Genomic DNA, 15,569 nt, shown 5'->3' on the forward strand with positions numbered 1-15,569 from the left:
CCTGCCTGGCTGAACGAATTCGGCAAGCTCAATCTCACCATCGGCCGCTACATCTCCGCCCGGCGCTACTCCACTCTTCTGCTCAACGATCAGCCCTCCAGCGCGCCGGCTCTGCTCCGCCGCGCCTGGTGCGCCGCCCGCATGGGCGATGCCGCCCGCACGTCGGCCGATCTCGATGCCGCGGCCCGATCCGACGCCGCCGCCACGGCGCAACTCCGCCCGCGCATTGAAGCCGACCTGGCCGCAAACCGCGTCACCGGCACCGCGGAAAGCCACCTGGCGGCACTGGAGACCGCGGTCCGGTCCGGCCAACCACTCAGCCAGCTCATCCCGCGCGCCAGGAATGTCCTCGCCGCCTTCACCGCGCAACGCCTGGTCTACGAAGAGAAATACACCTCAGATCGCGCCGCCTTCGAGGCCGCCCTGCGCTCGCAATCCGCCTCCGCCGATACCCGCGCTAACTATGCACGTTTCCTCGTCACCGAGGCCGATCTCAACCGCCGCGCCTACTCCGTCGAGCCTCGCCCTGTCATCGAGGCCCTGCGCATCGGCATGAACCCCGGCCGCGAACTGTCACGCGCGCTGGCTGTCGTCGATCAGGCACTGGCCGCCAACCCCAATCACATCCGCGCCCTGCTGATGAAGGCCATCATTCTCGATCGGCTCGGCCGCTTTGAGGAGGGCAAGCCGCTGGTCGAACGGGCCTTCCGCCTCGCCCCCACCAATCCGGAAGCCCTGCGCCTGCGCAGCGAGTATCTCTGGAGCGCCAACATCGACGCGCTCGACAAAGCCACGGCTCTTCGAACCCCCACCATCGAGGGCATCCGCACCTACGACGAAGGCGACACCCGCGTCACCGAGACCACCTATCGCAATCCGTCCGCTTACGACCAGGGCCGGGCTGCCGCTCTGGAGGGTGCTGCTCAGGAGTTGCGGGCTGGCGCCCGCGCCGCGCTGGAGGCCGCGATCCGCGCCTCCGCCGGTACACCAGAGGGCTTCGCCCTCCAGGCCGAGGCGCATTCCGTGAATAAGCGCTTCGACGAGGCCCGCGCCGTGCTTCAGCAGGGGCTGGCCCGCTTTCCTCATTCGCTGGCGCTGTACGAAGCACTCGTTCGCCTCGCCAAACGAACCCGCGATCTGGACCTGGAAGACGACGCGCAGTCCTCCGCCTTCAATCTCTTCGAATCCACAGCCGGCCCCAAGCTGCGCAAAGCTTGGCGCGCCATCCTCCGCTCCGATTGGGCGGCCATGGATGCAGCCCTCAACGACGCTGTCCGCCTCGATCCCACCGACGCCCGCATCCCCGCCTACCGTGCCGTCGCCCTGGAACGGCAGGGCCGCAAAGCGGACGCGTCCGTTGCCTGGTTCACCGCTCTCGCTCTCGAAGAAGCCCGCCTTTCCTACGACGAATCCTCCGTCTCCGCCGGAGTCTCCCGCTCGCCCACCTCTCTCGGACTGGTACTCGCTCTCCGCCACCGTGCCATCGGCGCGGCGAACGATCCGGCCGCCATCCTGGACCTGGCGAAAGGCGCGGCTCTGCACGCCCAGCGAATCAACATCGGGGACCGCTCCATGCTCGTCTGGCGCTACCTCCTCCCCGATCCAGCCATCGAGTCCACGCCCGGCCGCGATCATGCCGGCCTCTATCGCTGGGCGCCCAACGCGGCAACCGTGGCCGCCACCGCGCACGTCGCCTATGGGCGTGCCCTCGCCGCCTCCGGCGACGCAACAACGGCCCGCGCCGAATTCGAACAGGCTGCGCTCTGGGGTCAGCCTGCCGGTGTCGACATCGCTCGCTCCGCTGGCGCCTCTGCCCCTTCCGATCTCGAACGCGACTTCAATAACGGTGTCGCCACCGGAGCCATCGCCGAGGCCTATCTGGAAATGGCCCGGCTGGCCGTCGCGGATAAGGATATGCGCACCGCTCTCGACTACTACAACAAAGCCGTCAACGCCAAGCCCTCACCAGCCGTGAGACGGGAACTCGAACAGGTGCTCGAAAGCATCCGCAACCCTAATCAACCCAATCCGCAGGAGCGGCGCCGCGTCAGCCCGTTCGGCCGGAAAAAGAACCAGAACTGACGTCTCGCCCGCAAGATCAGATTCATTCCCGGCGTGGGCCGCCAGGCGCCCCCGAAACCTGCCGCCGCTGCCCTCATCCGTTTCGGAATATCCACGCCAAAAGACCACGCACGATTTGATACGCAAAACATCGCTATTGGCATTTCCGATAGACTTTCCCCATGTGGTGGAAGCAATTCATACTGATTTTGTGCGTGATCACGCCTTGTGCCGTCGCACAGACTGCCAATCTCCCGGCTATTCCGCTTCGCGAAACGGCCTCTGTCGCCAGGACCCCGCCCGATTGGCAGCGTTTGGCCGCACAAACAAAAAGCTCGCCGGCCCACGTCGTCGTCGAACTCGCATCGGCGGCCACTGCGTTGACGCGTGCGGCGCTGCGCGCCTCCGGCATCGAAATTCAGGATTGGATTGACGGTACCCGCTACTACGCTGCGCTCGACGCGCGCGGCGTCGCTGCAACGGCTGGAACCCGCCCGGCTCTCGACGGCATCGCCATCTACGACCTCACCCCGGCAGACAAGATCTCCAGCTACTTGAGCGGCCCCGCCAGTGCCAAATGGGCGAGCGCTGAATGGCAGGGCCGCCCCGCCGTCGACGTCGCCGTTCTTCTCTTTCCCGACGTATCGGTGGACGACGCGCTCAGCCAGGCGCGCAGCCAGGGTTGGGGCGTCCTCGGAGAGTCCGCCTGGCAGCACCGGATCACATTGCGCATCGCCCGGGACGAACTGAGTCAACTCGCCGCCCTCGATTTTGTCCGCCACATCCAGCCCACACCCCCCGCTCCAGTACAGTTCGACAACTTCTGGTCCGCGCAACTTATGGAAGCCGACAAAGTGAATACCGGCTCAGGCAGCGTGACCGGTAAAGGCGTAAAAGTCGGAATGTGGGACGGCGGCACCGTCGCCTCGCTGCCCGATTTCACCGGCAGGCTGAAATTCCTGGAACAGCCTTTCAGCGACGCACATGCCACGCATGTCGCCGGGACCCTCGCCGGCGACGGCTCAACCGAGCAGGCGCTCAGGGGCATCGCACCCGGCGCTCTCCTGTTCAGCGGCACATTTTATGGGGACGTCTTTGAGAAGATGCGGCTGGCCGTCGCATCCTCCGGCGTCCAGATCTCCCAGAACTCCTGGGGCGAAGCCATCTACGAGAGTCTTGGCAACTGCGAAATGTATGGAGAGTACACGCAGGAAGAACGGCTGGTCGATGCGCTGACGGTGAATCAGAACCTCAGTGTGGTCTTTGCCATGGGCAACCCTCGCGACTCCGGCGAGTGTGCCCTCTCCGCCCGCGCCGGCTACTACTCCGCAGGTATCCCCGCGTCCGCCAAAAACGCCATTGCCGTCGCGGCGGCCAGCCGCCAGTCCGACATCAGCACGTTCAGTGGTTTCGGGCCCACGCGCGACGGCCGCCTCAAGCCGGACGTGACCGCCCTGGGTGTCGATGTACGCAGCCTCGCTGTCGGTGGATCCCTGACGGCGAGCGGCACTTCCATGGCGGCCCCAGCCATCTCCGGCATGCTCGCCCTCCTGGTGGAGCGGCTCCAGGCCCGCCAGGGCGATTCCCAGCCCAAGGCCTCCCTGCTCAAGGCGATCCTCCTTAACAGTGCTCGCGACGTCGGGAACCCGGGTCCCGACTACGTCTTTGGCTACGGCATCCCCAATGCCCCTGCCGCCATCGCCGCCGTCGACGAGAATCGCTACCTCGTCAATAGGATCTCCAGCGGCAGCGCCAATCACACCATCACCGTGCCGGGCGGTGCGGGCACACTCAGGGTCATGCTGGTCTGGTCTGATGCCCCCGGTTCGCCGGAGTCCTCCACCAGTCTCGTGAACGACCTTGACCTCTCCCTCTCGCATGCTGGCGACCCCGTCGCACTGCCCCTGACCCTGAATCCCAGAAATCCAGCCGCCGATGCACAGCCCGCCGTGAACCGCCGGGATAACGTCGAGCAGGTGGTGATTCAGAATCCGCCCGCGGGCGATTTCACTGCCGTGGTGTCCGCCTTCCGCATGGGCGGAGCCGAGCAGGAATACGCGCTCACCTGGACCTTCGAGTCCGTGCCCGTTCCTCCCTGCACCATTACAATCGACAATTCCGTGCTCACTGCCGCGGAAACCGGCGGCACCCTGCCCGTGGTACTCACGCAATCCAATCAATGCCCTCCTGGTGAAATCGAGAACCCGTCAGGCTGGGTCCAGACCTCGGTTCCTGGCCCTCTACGCGGCAGTTCAGTCGTGAAGATGCGCCTCGATCCCAATCAGACCAGCGGGTCCCGCTCCACCATGTTGCGCCTGGCGGGGAAGGAACTGCGCATCAACCAGTCCGGTCCTTGTATCGTTGAGACTCTGCCTTCCTCGCTCGAGGTACGGAAATACCTGGGCATTATGGATTGCATTTACTACGGCAGCCACGCCAAGCTTTTCACCTTCGATGCGAAGGCCGGCCAGACCGTATCCATCCAGATGGAATCGGCTGACTTCGACACCTATCTCGAACTGCTAGGGCCCAATTTGAACGTCGTCGCCTACGATGATGACAGCATCGGCAAAACAGATTCGAGGATTCCCGGTCCCACCGGCAGGCTCACCCTGCCTTACTCCGGAACCTACACCATCGTTGCGACCTCTTACGCCCTGCACGAAGGAACCTTCGTCATGAAGGTCGAATTCGGAGGACCACAGGACCCTCCGCCTGCTGACGTTTTCCCCCGCCAGATCACCGGCTGTCCTTTCACCGCGCCAGGCCAGTTGACCGACTCCTCGTCCGCCGACGGCAGGCGCGGCGCCCTCTATCGTACCCAGGCCTATGCGCTCCAGGCCTTCGCCGGCCAGCGGCTCGACATCTCTGTCTCCGAGGCCGATTTCGACAGCTTCGTCTACCTCATCTCACCCACGGGCGGTATCCTGGCAACCAACGACGACGATGCGGCGGGCACTGGTTCCCGCATCACCGAAACACTTCCGCTGGGCGGTACGTGGCGTATTGAGGTGACCTCCTTTGCGCCGTTCATAACCGGGAACTATCAACTGCAGGTCATGGGCTGTCCGCCCGTCGCCAAGTGACGCCCAAGCGCCGAACGCATGGATATATCCGGTGGGGCAAACTTCAACCTGAATGAGTCCGGCGAGCATCCCGCCGGCCCGGCTCGACTGGGCAATTGTCAGATAGCTGCGCCGGTCATTTAGCGCAAATGGGAGGAGAACAGACATCGACCATATGTGGTCAGGTGACCCGGATTCGTCAGGAATGAAGTCAGGGCCGGCATCGCCGGGGGAGTGAACCAAGGGAATCGCTGCCTGGGTACTTTGATTCCGAAAGTCGTTGAATGGCGGATCGTCCGCTGCTGTTCCGAAACCATCCCGGCGCTCTCGAAACGCGCCTTCGATTCGGCTGCTCCGATCTGCCGTTTCCACCGCTCACCCGGCCATGGCAAGATCGTCGCTCAGAAACTCCACGCCTTCTCTCGCTGCCCGATCAGCCACGTCCTGGCAGTGGACACAGCGCGAGGCCCAGGGTACAACGGCCAGGCGTTTCGGATTGATCTCCTGGTCGCACTCAATGCAGATGCCGATGGTGCCGTCCTGCACCCGCCGGATGGCCGCCTTCACCTCCCGCAGCACCTTCGACTCCCGGTGCGCGTTCAGAATTGCCAGATCGCGCTCCGAGGCGTATTGGATCTCATCCATATGGTCCGCGCTCTTCTCGATGGCAATCCCATCACGCACCTTTAATTCATGAAGGAGTTCGGATTCTTTCTGCTCCAGGATGACCTTTAACTCGCTTGCTACGCTCTTTGTTTTTTTCATCGTCGTCTCCTTGCCGCCTCTCTGCTGTGCCTTCTCCAAGCACGCTCCGGTCCAATCCGGGTGTTCTGTGCCGGATTCTCCGCTTCTTCCTTCTCGGAGTTCCTCCCTCCGGCTCGAAGTTCGGCCCTCGGCATGCTCTATCCAGGCTTCGGCTACTCGCAGCCAGGCCGCCGGTCTCCGGCCGGCCATGAACGGGTTTCGCCCGTCTCAACTGGCGCGGCGTCCAGTGCCCTTAGGAGATAGGTGAAAGCGACTTTCTTTATCCTGCCCGCGGCCCTACTGATGCTGGCGGGCCCGGCTTGCCCACAGCAGGCCCCCCAGGCCGCTCGCCGCCCCCGCGTGGGCCTCGTGCTCGCCGGCGGTTCCGCGAACGGCCTTGTCCACGTGGGCGTCATCCGCTGGCTCGATGAACATCACATCCCGGTCGACTACATCGCCGGAACGAGCATGGGCGCCCTCATGGGCGCTCTCTACGCGACCGGCCGCAGCCCCCAGGAAATGACCGCCTTTGTCGATGCCATCGATTGGCCCGCCACTCTGCGCGTGAACACGCCTTTTCAGAGCCTCTCGTTCCGCCGCAAGGAAGACCGCCGGCAGTTCCCCACGGCCATCGAAGTCGGACTCAAGGGCGGCTTCAAACTGCCCATGGGCCTCTCCCCGGGCCATGGCGTCGGGTTGGTCATCAGCCGCGCCACTGCCCCCTACGAGCATTTGAAAAACTTCGATCAGCTACCCATCCCCTTGCGCTGCGTGGCGACTGACCTGGTCCGCGGCGAGGAGGTCGTCTTCTCCAACGGGTCACTCTTCGACGCTCTCCGCGCCACCATGTCGATCCCTGGCGTCTTCGCTCCGCTTCGCCTCGGCAATCAAGTGTTGGTCGACGGCGGCGTTTTGAATAACCTGCCCGTCGATGTGGTCCGGGCCATGGGCGCCGACGTGGTCATCGCCGTCGGCCTCGATACTTCCGAAACCGACGGCGGCTACGACAATCTCCTCTCCGCCGTGCGGCGGTCTCTCGGCATCATGGTTTCCGCCAACGAGAAGCGGAACATGAAGAACCTCGGCAAGGCTGACCTCATCCTCCTCCCGGACCTGTCAGGCTTCGTCGGCAGCAGCTACAGCGAAAGCACGGGCTTGGCCGATCGTGGCTATGAAGAGGCCGGCCGCAAGGCGCGCTTCCTCCAAACCCTCGCCGTGAACGAATCCGAGTGGGCCGCGCTCAAGGCCGATCGCGCCGGCCGCCGCCGGCCAGAGTGGATTCAACCGCAGTTCCTTGAGGTGCAAGGCATGGTAGGTATCAAAAACGAGCGCCTCCCAACCAGCCTCAGCGGAGAACTCGGCGTCCCGCTCACTCAGCCGAAACTGGAGGATCAGCTCACCGAGATCACCGGCCTCGGCCGCTACAAGTCGGCGGACTACGGCTTCCTGCAGCGGGATGGCCGTGAAGGGATTCAGGTCCGCGTCCACCCCAAAAACTACGGCCCCCCGTTCCTCAACACCGGCGTTTTCGTCTCCGGGTCGAACTCAGAGGGCCTCAAGCTTGGCATCGCGGGGCGCCTGACCATCATGGACCTGCTCATCCCCGATTCGGAATGGCGCACCGACTTCAGCCTGGGCACCGACAACCGGGTAGCCACCGAATACTATGCCCGCCTGAAGCAGACACGTCTCTTCCTGGCTCCGGGCGGGTTCCTGTCCCAGAGATCTCAGGAATTTTACAATCACGGCAGCACGTCGCTGTATTCGTACAAGGTCAGGGAGACCGGTGGGACGTTGGATCTCGGATACTCGCCCGGGCGTTTCTCGGAAATTCGCGTGGGCTACAAAGTCAGTTCCCTGCACACCTATGTCACCAGCGGAACCTCCGGTGCCCAGCCGCTCAGCGGCCAGGTCCGTGCGGCGCATGCCCGCTTTGCTTACGACCATGTGGACCACATCGTACCCACTCGCGGCATCTACTTCACCTTCGACGGGCAGTGGGCCGACCGCTGGCCCGGCGCGCGCAAGCAGTTTCCCATTCTCGAGTCGAGAATCGCCTACGCCCGGCAGTTCGGCGATTCGTATTCCATCGTCGAATCCGCTAGCGGAGGGACGACCGTCAGCAACATGCAGGGCTTCCCGCCCTTTACCTTGGGCGGACCAACCCGCCTCGCCGCCCTGGCTCACTACCAGCTCATCGGCAACCACTACTACTACAACGGCTTCTACGTGATGCGCTCGCTCGCTGACCAGAAAGTGCCGCTTCTGCGGGGTTTTCGCGCCATGCTGGGCTACGAAACAGGCAACGCGTTCAGCGCCGGTGATCCGCTGCGGCCATTCAACGACGGTGTCGTCGGGCTCATCCGCGAAACGCCCGTTGGGGTGGTCTTCCTCGGCGGCAGTGTGGGCGAGCGCGGAGAGAGAAAGATCTTCATCAGCATCGGCCGGTTCTTCTTCTAGCAGCGCTGGGCAGTCAGGGCAAACGCCCAGGTGGCTCAATGGGCCGGGCGAACCGGCAGCGGACGGCAGGAGGTGGGCAGCACGACAACCAATCAATCCAGCAGGATAGACGGGCAGAATTGCCTCCCTCTGCCGTGTCAACGCACGGACTCCTGCCGCCGTTGCCGTACTTTCGCCGCGCACGGGCTCCGAACCCCAGGGACGCCATGAGCCTCCGCGCCTGGGCCAGGATCCTCATCGCCGCATCGTTCTTCATCTCAGGGCTGGCGGAGACGCTCAGCGCCACCGGCTTTGTGATCGAGGTCTCGCCGAAGGCCAACTGGGACTCCGATGCCCATACCCTGGCCCTGGGCGGTGTCGTCCAAATGACTGCCGCCGCCATGCTCGTCCTGGGCCGCAAGACTCACTGGGCCCTGGCCGCCCTCATCGCCTATCTCACTCTCGGCAGCATCTTTTGCATTCTGCCCCGTTTCTTCACGCCCGACGCCGCTGGCAGTCCCATCGCCAGCCTGCTCAGCAATATGGCTGTCATCGGAGGCCTGCTCCACTGGCTCCACCTCGAGCGCGCTCCGCAAGAGAAGGAATGGGCTGGGCGATCCGGTATCTCCTCGCACGGCAAATCCAATTCTTCACCTTGGGATTGACGCGCCGGTCCTCGCCTCCGGCAATCCACTGCCCTGTCCGCGCATGGTCAAATGACCACTCCCGGTCAGTCGAAACGCCTCAACTCCTCCCGACTCGTTTCCAGGCCGCTGCACCTGCCTGCCCGGGCTGCGTGCCGGCAGCGGCAGCTCGGAAAAGCGTGTCAGTCTAAGTGTTTTCAGCAGGATCCCGCATCCCCCAGCCCACCCGGCCCGCCATGCGCTAATAGAAAGTAAAGCAACCGGTCGAACGCTTCGCCCTGCTCAATCGTCTGTAGGGCGGAACGAAATGAGCATGGTCACTTTAGCCATGCCGGTAACGGCAGCCAATCGATTGACAGGACCAACCCAACCCGGCCTTCCTGAGGACGCCCCGCTGGCTCAGCGCTGCCGCCTGCGCGAAGTCCCCGCCTTCGAGGAGCTCTTCCACCTTCACAGCCCGCGCCTGAAATCGGTCGCCTGGAACCTCCTGCGCCGCCGGCAGGATGCCGAGGACGCCGTCCAGGAAACCTTCCTGAAAGCCTACCGTCACATCGGGACCTTTCACGGAAATTGCACACTCGCCACCTGGCTCTGCCGCATTCTCATCAACACGTGCCGCGACATGGCCAGCCGCCATAGCCGCCGCTTCGAGCACTCTTCCGACGAGTTGGACGTGCACTCGTCTCACGGCGTCGATCCGACGCTCGCCCTGGTCCTCGAACAGGCGCTAAGCTGTCTCAGCCCCATCCTGCGCGAGGTCTTTCTCCTCGCCGAGAGCGAGGGCTTTTCTCATCCCGAAATCGCCTCGATTCTCGACATCGATGCGGGCACGTCGCGCAGCCGCCTCTGCGAGGCTCGCCGCCAACTCCGCCAGGCGCTTCTCTCCCGGCGGGAGGATCTATCACCCCATGCATGACATCGATTGCGCTCAATTCCAATCCGCTCTCGACAACGCCTCGCCCGAGGATCTCGTCCTGGCGCGCCGCCACGCCGGGCAATGCGACGCCTGCCGCCGCGAACTCGAAGCCTGGGACCAGGTCGCCCAATGGGCCGCGGGGCGCCACCGCGAGTGGGACGCCCCCCATCTCTGGCCTCGCGTCGAATCGGAACTCAGGCAGGAATCTGTCCGGTCGAAACTCCGCTTCTTCCCGTCGCCCCGCGTCTGGGCCGCCATCGCCGCCCTGCTGCTGGTCGCGCTCCCGGTGCTGTGGTACGTCCGGCGAGGTGCAGCCCAACCCGGGCTCAGCAAAGACTTCATCACGGCCCAGGCACTCCAGGACGTTGAAGCCTCCCGCTCGGCCTATGTCCAATCCATCGACAAGCTCAGCCAGTTGGCCCAGCCCGCCCTCAACAACGACAACCTGCAGGTGATGGCCGCTTATCGCGACAAACTCCAGCTCCTCGATCAGGCGATCGCCGAGACCCGCGCCGCCGCCGCCGGAAACCGTCTGAATGCCCAGGTCCAGAATCAGCTCGCCGCCCTGCTTCACGAGAAGCAGCGCACGCTCAAAGAGGTATTGAACTATGCCGGTCCGAAACAAAACAGCCTTTAGTGCCGCCGCTCTCGCCGCCTGCGCCCTGGTCTTCGGCGCCCAGCAGGAAGCTACGCGCGATATCAACAAGACCCTGGTGCTCAGGGCCGGACAGCGGCTTCGCGTCGAGAACAAATTCGGCCCGGTGAACGTCCGGGGAACCTCCCGCGGAGACGTCTCGGTTCGCGCCACCATCCGCGTCGCCGCCGAGGATCGCACGCAAGCCGAAGCCCTCATGAACGAGATCCGCGTTGAGGCTGAATCCACGGCCGACGGCGCCCGTGTCGCCACCATCTATCCCGACGACTCCGTGCGGGGTGGCCTCTTCCGCCGCATGCGCCGCAACAATATCTCTTACTCGGTGAGCTACGAGATCGAAATTCCGCAGTCGGCTTCCCTGGACGTCGCCAACGCGTTCGGTTCCATTGCGGCCTCCGGGCTAAACGCCGGCGTCCAGATCTCCGGAGCCAACGGCGCCGTGCGCCTCGACGACAGCGGCGGCGTGGCCACCATCGAAAACCGTTTTGGAGCCGTCGACGTCGGCCGCCACAAGGGGGATGTCACCATCCGCAACACAAACGGCGCGGTCACCGTCACCGACGCCGCCGGCCTAGTCAATGTGACGAATGGCTTCGGAGCCGTGCGCCTCACCCGCATCGGCAAGGGCACCACGGTGGTCAATAAGAACGGCGAAGTCATTCTCGACGATAGCGGTCCGGCCAATCTCTCCAACTCGTTCGCCCAGGTCACCGCCCGTCAGGTGAAGGGCGACCTCACGGTCAACTCCACCAACTCCGCCATCGATGCCAGTTCCATTGCGGGCGCCGCCAATCTGCGCACCTCCTTTGGAAAGATCACGCTCACCCATGTGGGCCGGCACGCCTACGTCGTCAACCAGAACGGGGAGATCGTCGTGGAAGATGCCGCCTCGGCTGACCTCACCACGACCTTCGCCCCCGTGGTGGTCCGCCAGGTGAAGGGTTTCCTCAAAGTCAGTTCCGGCAATGGCGCCGTCAACGCCTCGTCCATTGGCGGTTCCGCCGCGGTCCAAACCTCATTCGGCCCGGTCGATCTGCAGTCGGTGAATGGAGAGGTCACCGTCACCGACAACAACGGTTCGGTCACGGTGGACAACGCAGGCGGGAAGATCTCGGTCAAGAACTCCTTCGGCTCCGTCAACCTGAAAGGCGCCAGGGGGCCCGTCTCCGTCCAGTCCCAGAACGGAGCAGTCTCCGCCCAACTCTCCGGCCGCGGCTGCCAGCCCGCCGACATCCAGACCTCCTTCGCCCAGGTGCGCCTCACCCTGCCAGAAACGGCCAATTACGATGTCGTGGCGAGCACCAGCTTCGGTGGCATCCGCTCCGACTTCCCACTCACCATGCAGGGTGAGCTGAACCAGTCGTCGGTCCGCGGGAAACTAGGCCAGGGCGGCTGCAGCTTGCAGGTCACCAACCGCAACGGCGGCATCGAATTCCTGAAAGGCCGGTAAGTCCAGACCGGCACCGGGAGGCTCGCTCGCGGCCAACCCCGCTCGAGCCTCCGCCTGGGATAAAGTGCCGGTTGCGGAGTTCTGGCGTCCGCTCCGCCAGTGCGCTACCCTGCAAGGTGCCCTACCGCATCGATATCGCTGATCCGCCGGATGACGCGCTCGACCTCCTCATCGAGTTGGGGGCCCTGGATATCGAGCAGCTTGCCGGCGGCCTCGCCGCCATCCTCCCCGACTCCGTCCAGCCCGAGGCCGTCGCTCTCGCCTTGCGATCCGCGTCCATCACCGTCTCGCCCGCCCAGGGCCGCGACAACGACTCGGTCTGGCTCCTGCGCACCGCACCCCTCCGCGCGGGTGGAATCCTGGTGGTCCCGCCGGGCGTCGATGCTCCGGAAGGGTCCCTCCGCCTGGCGGACTCCGAGGCTTTCGGTACCGGCCATCACCCCACAACGGCTCTCTGCCTGGAGGTCCTGGCGGAGATCATCGCCGAGGACCACCCCTCGTCCGTTCTCGATGTCGGCACAGGCTCCGGGATCCTGGCACTGGCCGCCCTGCTGCTGGGAGTGGACAAGGCCACAGGCATCGATATCGAACCGGCCGCCCTCGAAGCGGCCGCCGCCAACGCCCGCCTGAATCACCTGGGCCGCCGGCTCCGCTTGATCCTGGGCGGGCCCGAAGCGGTCGAAGGCGCCTGGCCCCTGGTAGTGGCAAACGTCCTCACCGCGCCCCTCATTGAGATGGCTCCGATGCTGGTGCGCCGCCTGGGTCACCGCGGCCGCCTCATCCTGTCCGGCATCTCCACCACGCTGGAAGCCGAGGTCCGCCAGGCCTACCGCCATGTGGGCGTCAATTGCACCGCTTCGCAGACCCGCGACGGCTGGATAGTCCTCCTCGGGCAGGCGTCCTGGTAGCGGAGTCCAACTCCACGGCCGCGCTTCTGCCTCCCTCGTACGGACCCCGTGTCTCCTGTAGCTCTCCGCCGGAGGGCCGATCAGTTGGTGAAAATCGAGAAGCATGACGGAGCGGCTCGATCCCCGAATTCGCCTCGGATTTCGTTTGCATGGGGCACCACTAATTCATTGGATCGAAACCGGAACAGCCATCGCTCATAACTCCCCGCGTGGTACACTATCTTCTGATCTTGCCGGGGTGTTAGGGTAGCTTCCGCGGTAGTTGTAGCGCCTTCACCCACCCGCACTTCACTTTTTCGGAGGGGAAATGACTTCACAAATAAGACCTTACGGTCAGGCTCATCGGCTGCTTTCGCGTGCCCTGATTATGGCTTGCATCCTGGTCGGCGCCTTCGTGGCCACCGCCAATGCGGCAGTTCTGACGATTCAGCCGATCAAAATCTGCGACGATGGCGGACTGAATTGCGCGAACGACACGGAACAAACCTTCCTGGCTGAAACCAACAAGATCTGGGCTCAAGCCGGGCTCACCTTCAGCTATCTGCCCTTCACGACCACGAATTCGTCTACCTTCCTCAGCCTCGACAATCAGGGGGAGGTGGACTCTTTGTTTACCACCGCGCCGGGTGCTGCGGCAAACCCTCTCGTGATTAGCATGTGGTTTGTGGCGAACCATTTCGATGCGTTCGGCGAGGTAAATACGATCGGCGGTAACAAGATCGTCATCGATGAAGTGATCTTCGGCGTGAACCGGCTGGACACTATCGCCCACGAGGTTGGACACCTGCTTGGCCTCATGCACGATGATCCCGGTGTGGACGTGGACTTCCTGATGCGCAGCGGTTCCGATCGCGTCACGCCGAGCGTGATTGGCGACATCACGCCGGATGGCGCGGGACTGGACAAACTAACGGCCGCCCAGATCAAGACGGCTCTCGCCGATCCCAAGGTCAGCGCGGTGCCGGAACCAGCCACTTCTGCCCTGATTCTCTTTGGGCTTGGCGGCTTGGCGCTGGCGCGCCGCCGGAAGATGGCCCGTGTGTAGCAGGCGGAGCTTCCTTCTCGCGGGAGTGCCGGTGTCCAGTTGCTCTTTTGCTATGGATACCTCATCACAACAGGATGTGAAGGCGCTCCCGCCGGACTTCCGCAGCTTCTCGTCGCCGGCCGGCGCGTATGTTCTCGAACTGCGCGGGCCGCGCGGCTGGAGACCACCCCAGGCGCAAGCCGAGCTGTTCTCAGCCCGGCCAGGTGCCCGGCGGAGTGTCTGGACGAAACCACTGCCCCACCGCTATGGACCCGCTCAGGCGGTTGTCTCCGACGAAGGTCTCGTGCTGCTCCTGGATGAAGGTCTGCGGACACCTGGCCCTCTGGCCGTTGCTGTCCTCGCGCGGGACGGCAGCGAGACAGCTCGCTATTCGACTTCCGGGATCGCAAAGGCGGCCGGAGTCACTCTTCCAGCCCTGATCAAGTCGGCGCGAGTGGGCATCTGGATGTCGGCTCCGCCCGCAATGACGCCTGACGGAGCCGCTGTGGTTTTGGAGGCGGCTGGAGTCCAACTGAAAGTTGAGTTGCACTCAGGGCGTCTCAGCCGTTCCCGCAAGTAGTCCCGCCTTCGCGAGGCCCCCAGCCTGTCAGCCTGCCGGAGCGAAATCCACCGCCAGCTCCGGCCCGGCCCCAGCGCTCGCGCTCCGATCCCTTCTTCGCCCGTTCCTCCTTCAGGATCTGCCTCCCAATCTCCAGCCCCGTCATAGCTGGCGCGCTCCAGCCGGCGAGAATTCCGCGCACCCACCGGGTAGCCGTTCACCAGAAGCTCGACCAACGCGACCGGATGCCAGGCAGCCGTCCTACGACCATCCTCGCGCGTATCGGTGTCGAGGATGCGACTCAGTTCCAACGCCCTGTCGACATGGACAAAAGAGCGGCCAAGTCTCCACCGGGCAACCAATCTTGCCCGGAAAGAGGCAGGGCCACTTCGGATCATATTGCCTAAAGCACCTAAGTCGGCTGCAGTTCAGCGATAGACATGGCGAATCAAGTCTCGGCGGATCGGCAGCGCGGCGCGGTCCGGGCGAGAAAACGAAACTGCGCCGACGATCAATTCTAGGAGGACACTCATCTCAGTCGTCTAGCCGGACCGGGTTCAGGGCTGGCGGATCTATCGTGGCCAAGCGTGATCCCCGTCGGCCGTGTCAAGTCTGTTGGCTCCGGCAGGGCTCGAATTCCTGGCCCGAACAGCATCAAAGGCCATTCGGCTCGTGCTGTGGGTCGACCAGGTCCAGAAATACCTCCTATCCAGAACATAAAAGGTGGTTGAATCGAAATGATGAGACATCCTCTGACCCTTCAGGAAATCATCTGCTGGTATCGCTCGAAAAAGCTTGCTCTTGCTGGTTCAGATGTATCAATCGTAGACATCCGCGAGAGGACCGATGATATTCCAGCAGCGGCCGCCGACTTCAGAACTCCCAAGACCATGGGGCGCATAAACGGGTGGGTGACGGGTGAGTTCGATTTCGAGGCAGTACGAGTGCCAGATGGCGAGGATTTGTTTTGGCATCATGCCAGCGTCCAGCGGTTTGAGGCGCTTGAAGAAACTTACGACAAATTCCTTCAATGCATGTCCAATTCCGGCAAGGTCGCTGGCCCCTGACTTCGCCGGGCGTTCATCCGGTCAATGGCGACAGCAA

12 protein-coding genes are annotated in these 15,569 nt (G+C 63.9%); 11 read left to right on the forward strand and 1 reads right to left on the reverse strand.

The genetic code is table 11. From position 1 onward, the window contains the following. Nucleotides 1-141: 141 nt before the first annotated feature. Complete coding sequence (locus IRI77_RS30500; RefSeq protein ID WP_194448732.1) at nucleotides 142-2,082, forward strand: tetratricopeptide repeat protein; 1,941 nt, start codon at nucleotides 142-144, stop codon at nucleotides 2,080-2,082. A 293-nt stretch (nucleotides 2,083-2,375) separates the two neighbouring features. Next, on the forward strand, nucleotides 2,376-5,147 hold the full coding sequence (locus IRI77_RS30505) for a S8 family serine peptidase (protein ID WP_194448733.1): 2,772 nt from the start codon (nucleotides 2,376-2,378) through the stop codon (nucleotides 5,145-5,147). A 354-nt stretch (nucleotides 5,148-5,501) separates the two neighbouring features. Here IRI77_RS30505 and IRI77_RS30510 read toward each other — a convergent pair whose 3' ends face one another. Then, nucleotides 5,502-5,891: a TraR/DksA family transcriptional regulator gene (locus IRI77_RS30510; protein ID WP_194448734.1), complete on the reverse strand. Its 390-nt coding sequence runs from the start codon at nucleotides 5,889-5,891 to the stop codon at nucleotides 5,502-5,504. A 243-nt stretch (nucleotides 5,892-6,134) separates the two neighbouring features. Between IRI77_RS30510 and IRI77_RS30515 the strand changes: the two genes are divergently transcribed. The 9 genes from IRI77_RS30515 to IRI77_RS30555 all read left to right on the forward strand — a co-directional run bounded on the left by IRI77_RS30515 (nucleotide 6,135) and on the right by IRI77_RS30555 (nucleotide 15,532). Further along, nucleotides 6,135-8,330, forward strand: coding sequence for a patatin-like phospholipase family protein (locus tag IRI77_RS30515; protein WP_194448735.1), 2,196 nt, complete (start codon nucleotides 6,135-6,137; stop codon nucleotides 8,328-8,330). A 134-nt stretch (nucleotides 8,331-8,464) separates the two neighbouring features. Further along, a complete protein-coding gene (locus IRI77_RS30520) occupies nucleotides 8,465-8,974 on the forward strand; it encodes a hypothetical protein (RefSeq protein ID WP_194448736.1) in 510 nt (169 codons plus the stop codon). Nucleotides 8,975-9,266: 292 nt separating this feature from the next. Beyond that, complete coding sequence (locus IRI77_RS30525) at nucleotides 9,267-9,869, forward strand: RNA polymerase sigma factor (protein WP_194448737.1); 603 nt, start codon at nucleotides 9,267-9,269, stop codon at nucleotides 9,867-9,869. After that, on the forward strand, nucleotides 9,862-10,506 hold the full coding sequence (locus tag IRI77_RS30530; protein WP_194448738.1) for a hypothetical protein: 645 nt from the start codon (nucleotides 9,862-9,864) through the stop codon (nucleotides 10,504-10,506). The genes IRI77_RS30525 and IRI77_RS30530 overlap by 8 nt, the downstream gene beginning before the upstream one ends. Beyond that, nucleotides 10,478-11,974: a DUF4097 family beta strand repeat-containing protein gene (locus tag IRI77_RS30535; protein ID WP_194448739.1), complete on the forward strand. Its 1,497-nt coding sequence runs from the start codon at nucleotides 10,478-10,480 to the stop codon at nucleotides 11,972-11,974. Before IRI77_RS30530 ends, IRI77_RS30535 begins: the two co-directional genes overlap by 29 nt. 71 nt (nucleotides 11,975-12,045) lie before the next feature. Beyond that, the gene (locus tag IRI77_RS30540) at nucleotides 12,046-12,882 is read left to right on the forward strand and encodes a 50S ribosomal protein L11 methyltransferase (RefSeq protein ID WP_194448740.1); all 837 of its coding nucleotides are present in this window, start codon (nucleotides 12,046-12,048) and stop codon (nucleotides 12,880-12,882) included. 367 nt (nucleotides 12,883-13,249) lie between these two features. Beyond that, the gene (locus tag IRI77_RS30545) at nucleotides 13,250-13,927 is read left to right on the forward strand and encodes a PEP-CTERM sorting domain-containing protein (protein ID WP_194448741.1); all 678 of its coding nucleotides are present in this window, start codon (nucleotides 13,250-13,252) and stop codon (nucleotides 13,925-13,927) included. Between the two features lie 52 nt (nucleotides 13,928-13,979). After that, entirely contained in the window at nucleotides 13,980-14,486 is a 507-nt protein-coding gene (locus IRI77_RS30550; RefSeq protein ID WP_194448742.1) for a hypothetical protein, read from the forward strand. 716 nt (nucleotides 14,487-15,202) lie between these two features. After that, on the forward strand, nucleotides 15,203-15,532 hold the full coding sequence (locus IRI77_RS30555) for an immunity protein TriTu family protein (protein WP_194448743.1): 330 nt from the start codon (nucleotides 15,203-15,205) through the stop codon (nucleotides 15,530-15,532). Nucleotides 15,533-15,569 lie beyond the last annotated feature (37 nt).

The organism is Paludibaculum fermentans, assembly GCF_015277775.1.
In the GTDB taxonomy this organism is placed as follows: Bacteria; Acidobacteriota; Terriglobia; order Bryobacterales; family Bryobacteraceae; genus Paludibaculum; species Paludibaculum fermentans.

Bases quoted from the DNA above. Each gene is read 5' to 3' on its own strand.
- IRI77_RS30500 (WP_194448732.1), top strand. From the start codon at position 142: ATGGGCGATGCCGCCCGCACGTCGGCCGATCTCGATGCCGCGGCCCGA.
- IRI77_RS30510 (WP_194448734.1), bottom strand. From the start codon at position 5,891: ATGAAAAAAACAAAGAGCGTAGCAAGCGAGTTAAAGGTCATCCTGGAG.
- IRI77_RS30525 (WP_194448737.1), top strand. From the start codon at position 9,267: ATGGTCACTTTAGCCATGCCGGTAACGGCAGCCAATCGATTGACAGGA.
- IRI77_RS30530 (WP_194448738.1), top strand. From the start codon at position 9,862: ATGCATGACATCGATTGCGCTCAATTCCAATCCGCTCTCGACAACGCC.
- IRI77_RS30535 (WP_194448739.1), top strand. From the start codon at position 10,478: ATGCCGGTCCGAAACAAAACAGCCTTTAGTGCCGCCGCTCTCGCCGCC.
- IRI77_RS30545 (WP_194448741.1), top strand. From the start codon at position 13,250: ATGGCTTGCATCCTGGTCGGCGCCTTCGTGGCCACCGCCAATGCGGCA.
- IRI77_RS30550 (WP_194448742.1), top strand. From the start codon at position 13,980: ATGGATACCTCATCACAACAGGATGTGAAGGCGCTCCCGCCGGACTTC.
- IRI77_RS30555 (WP_194448743.1), top strand. From the start codon at position 15,203: ATGATGAGACATCCTCTGACCCTTCAGGAAATCATCTGCTGGTATCGC.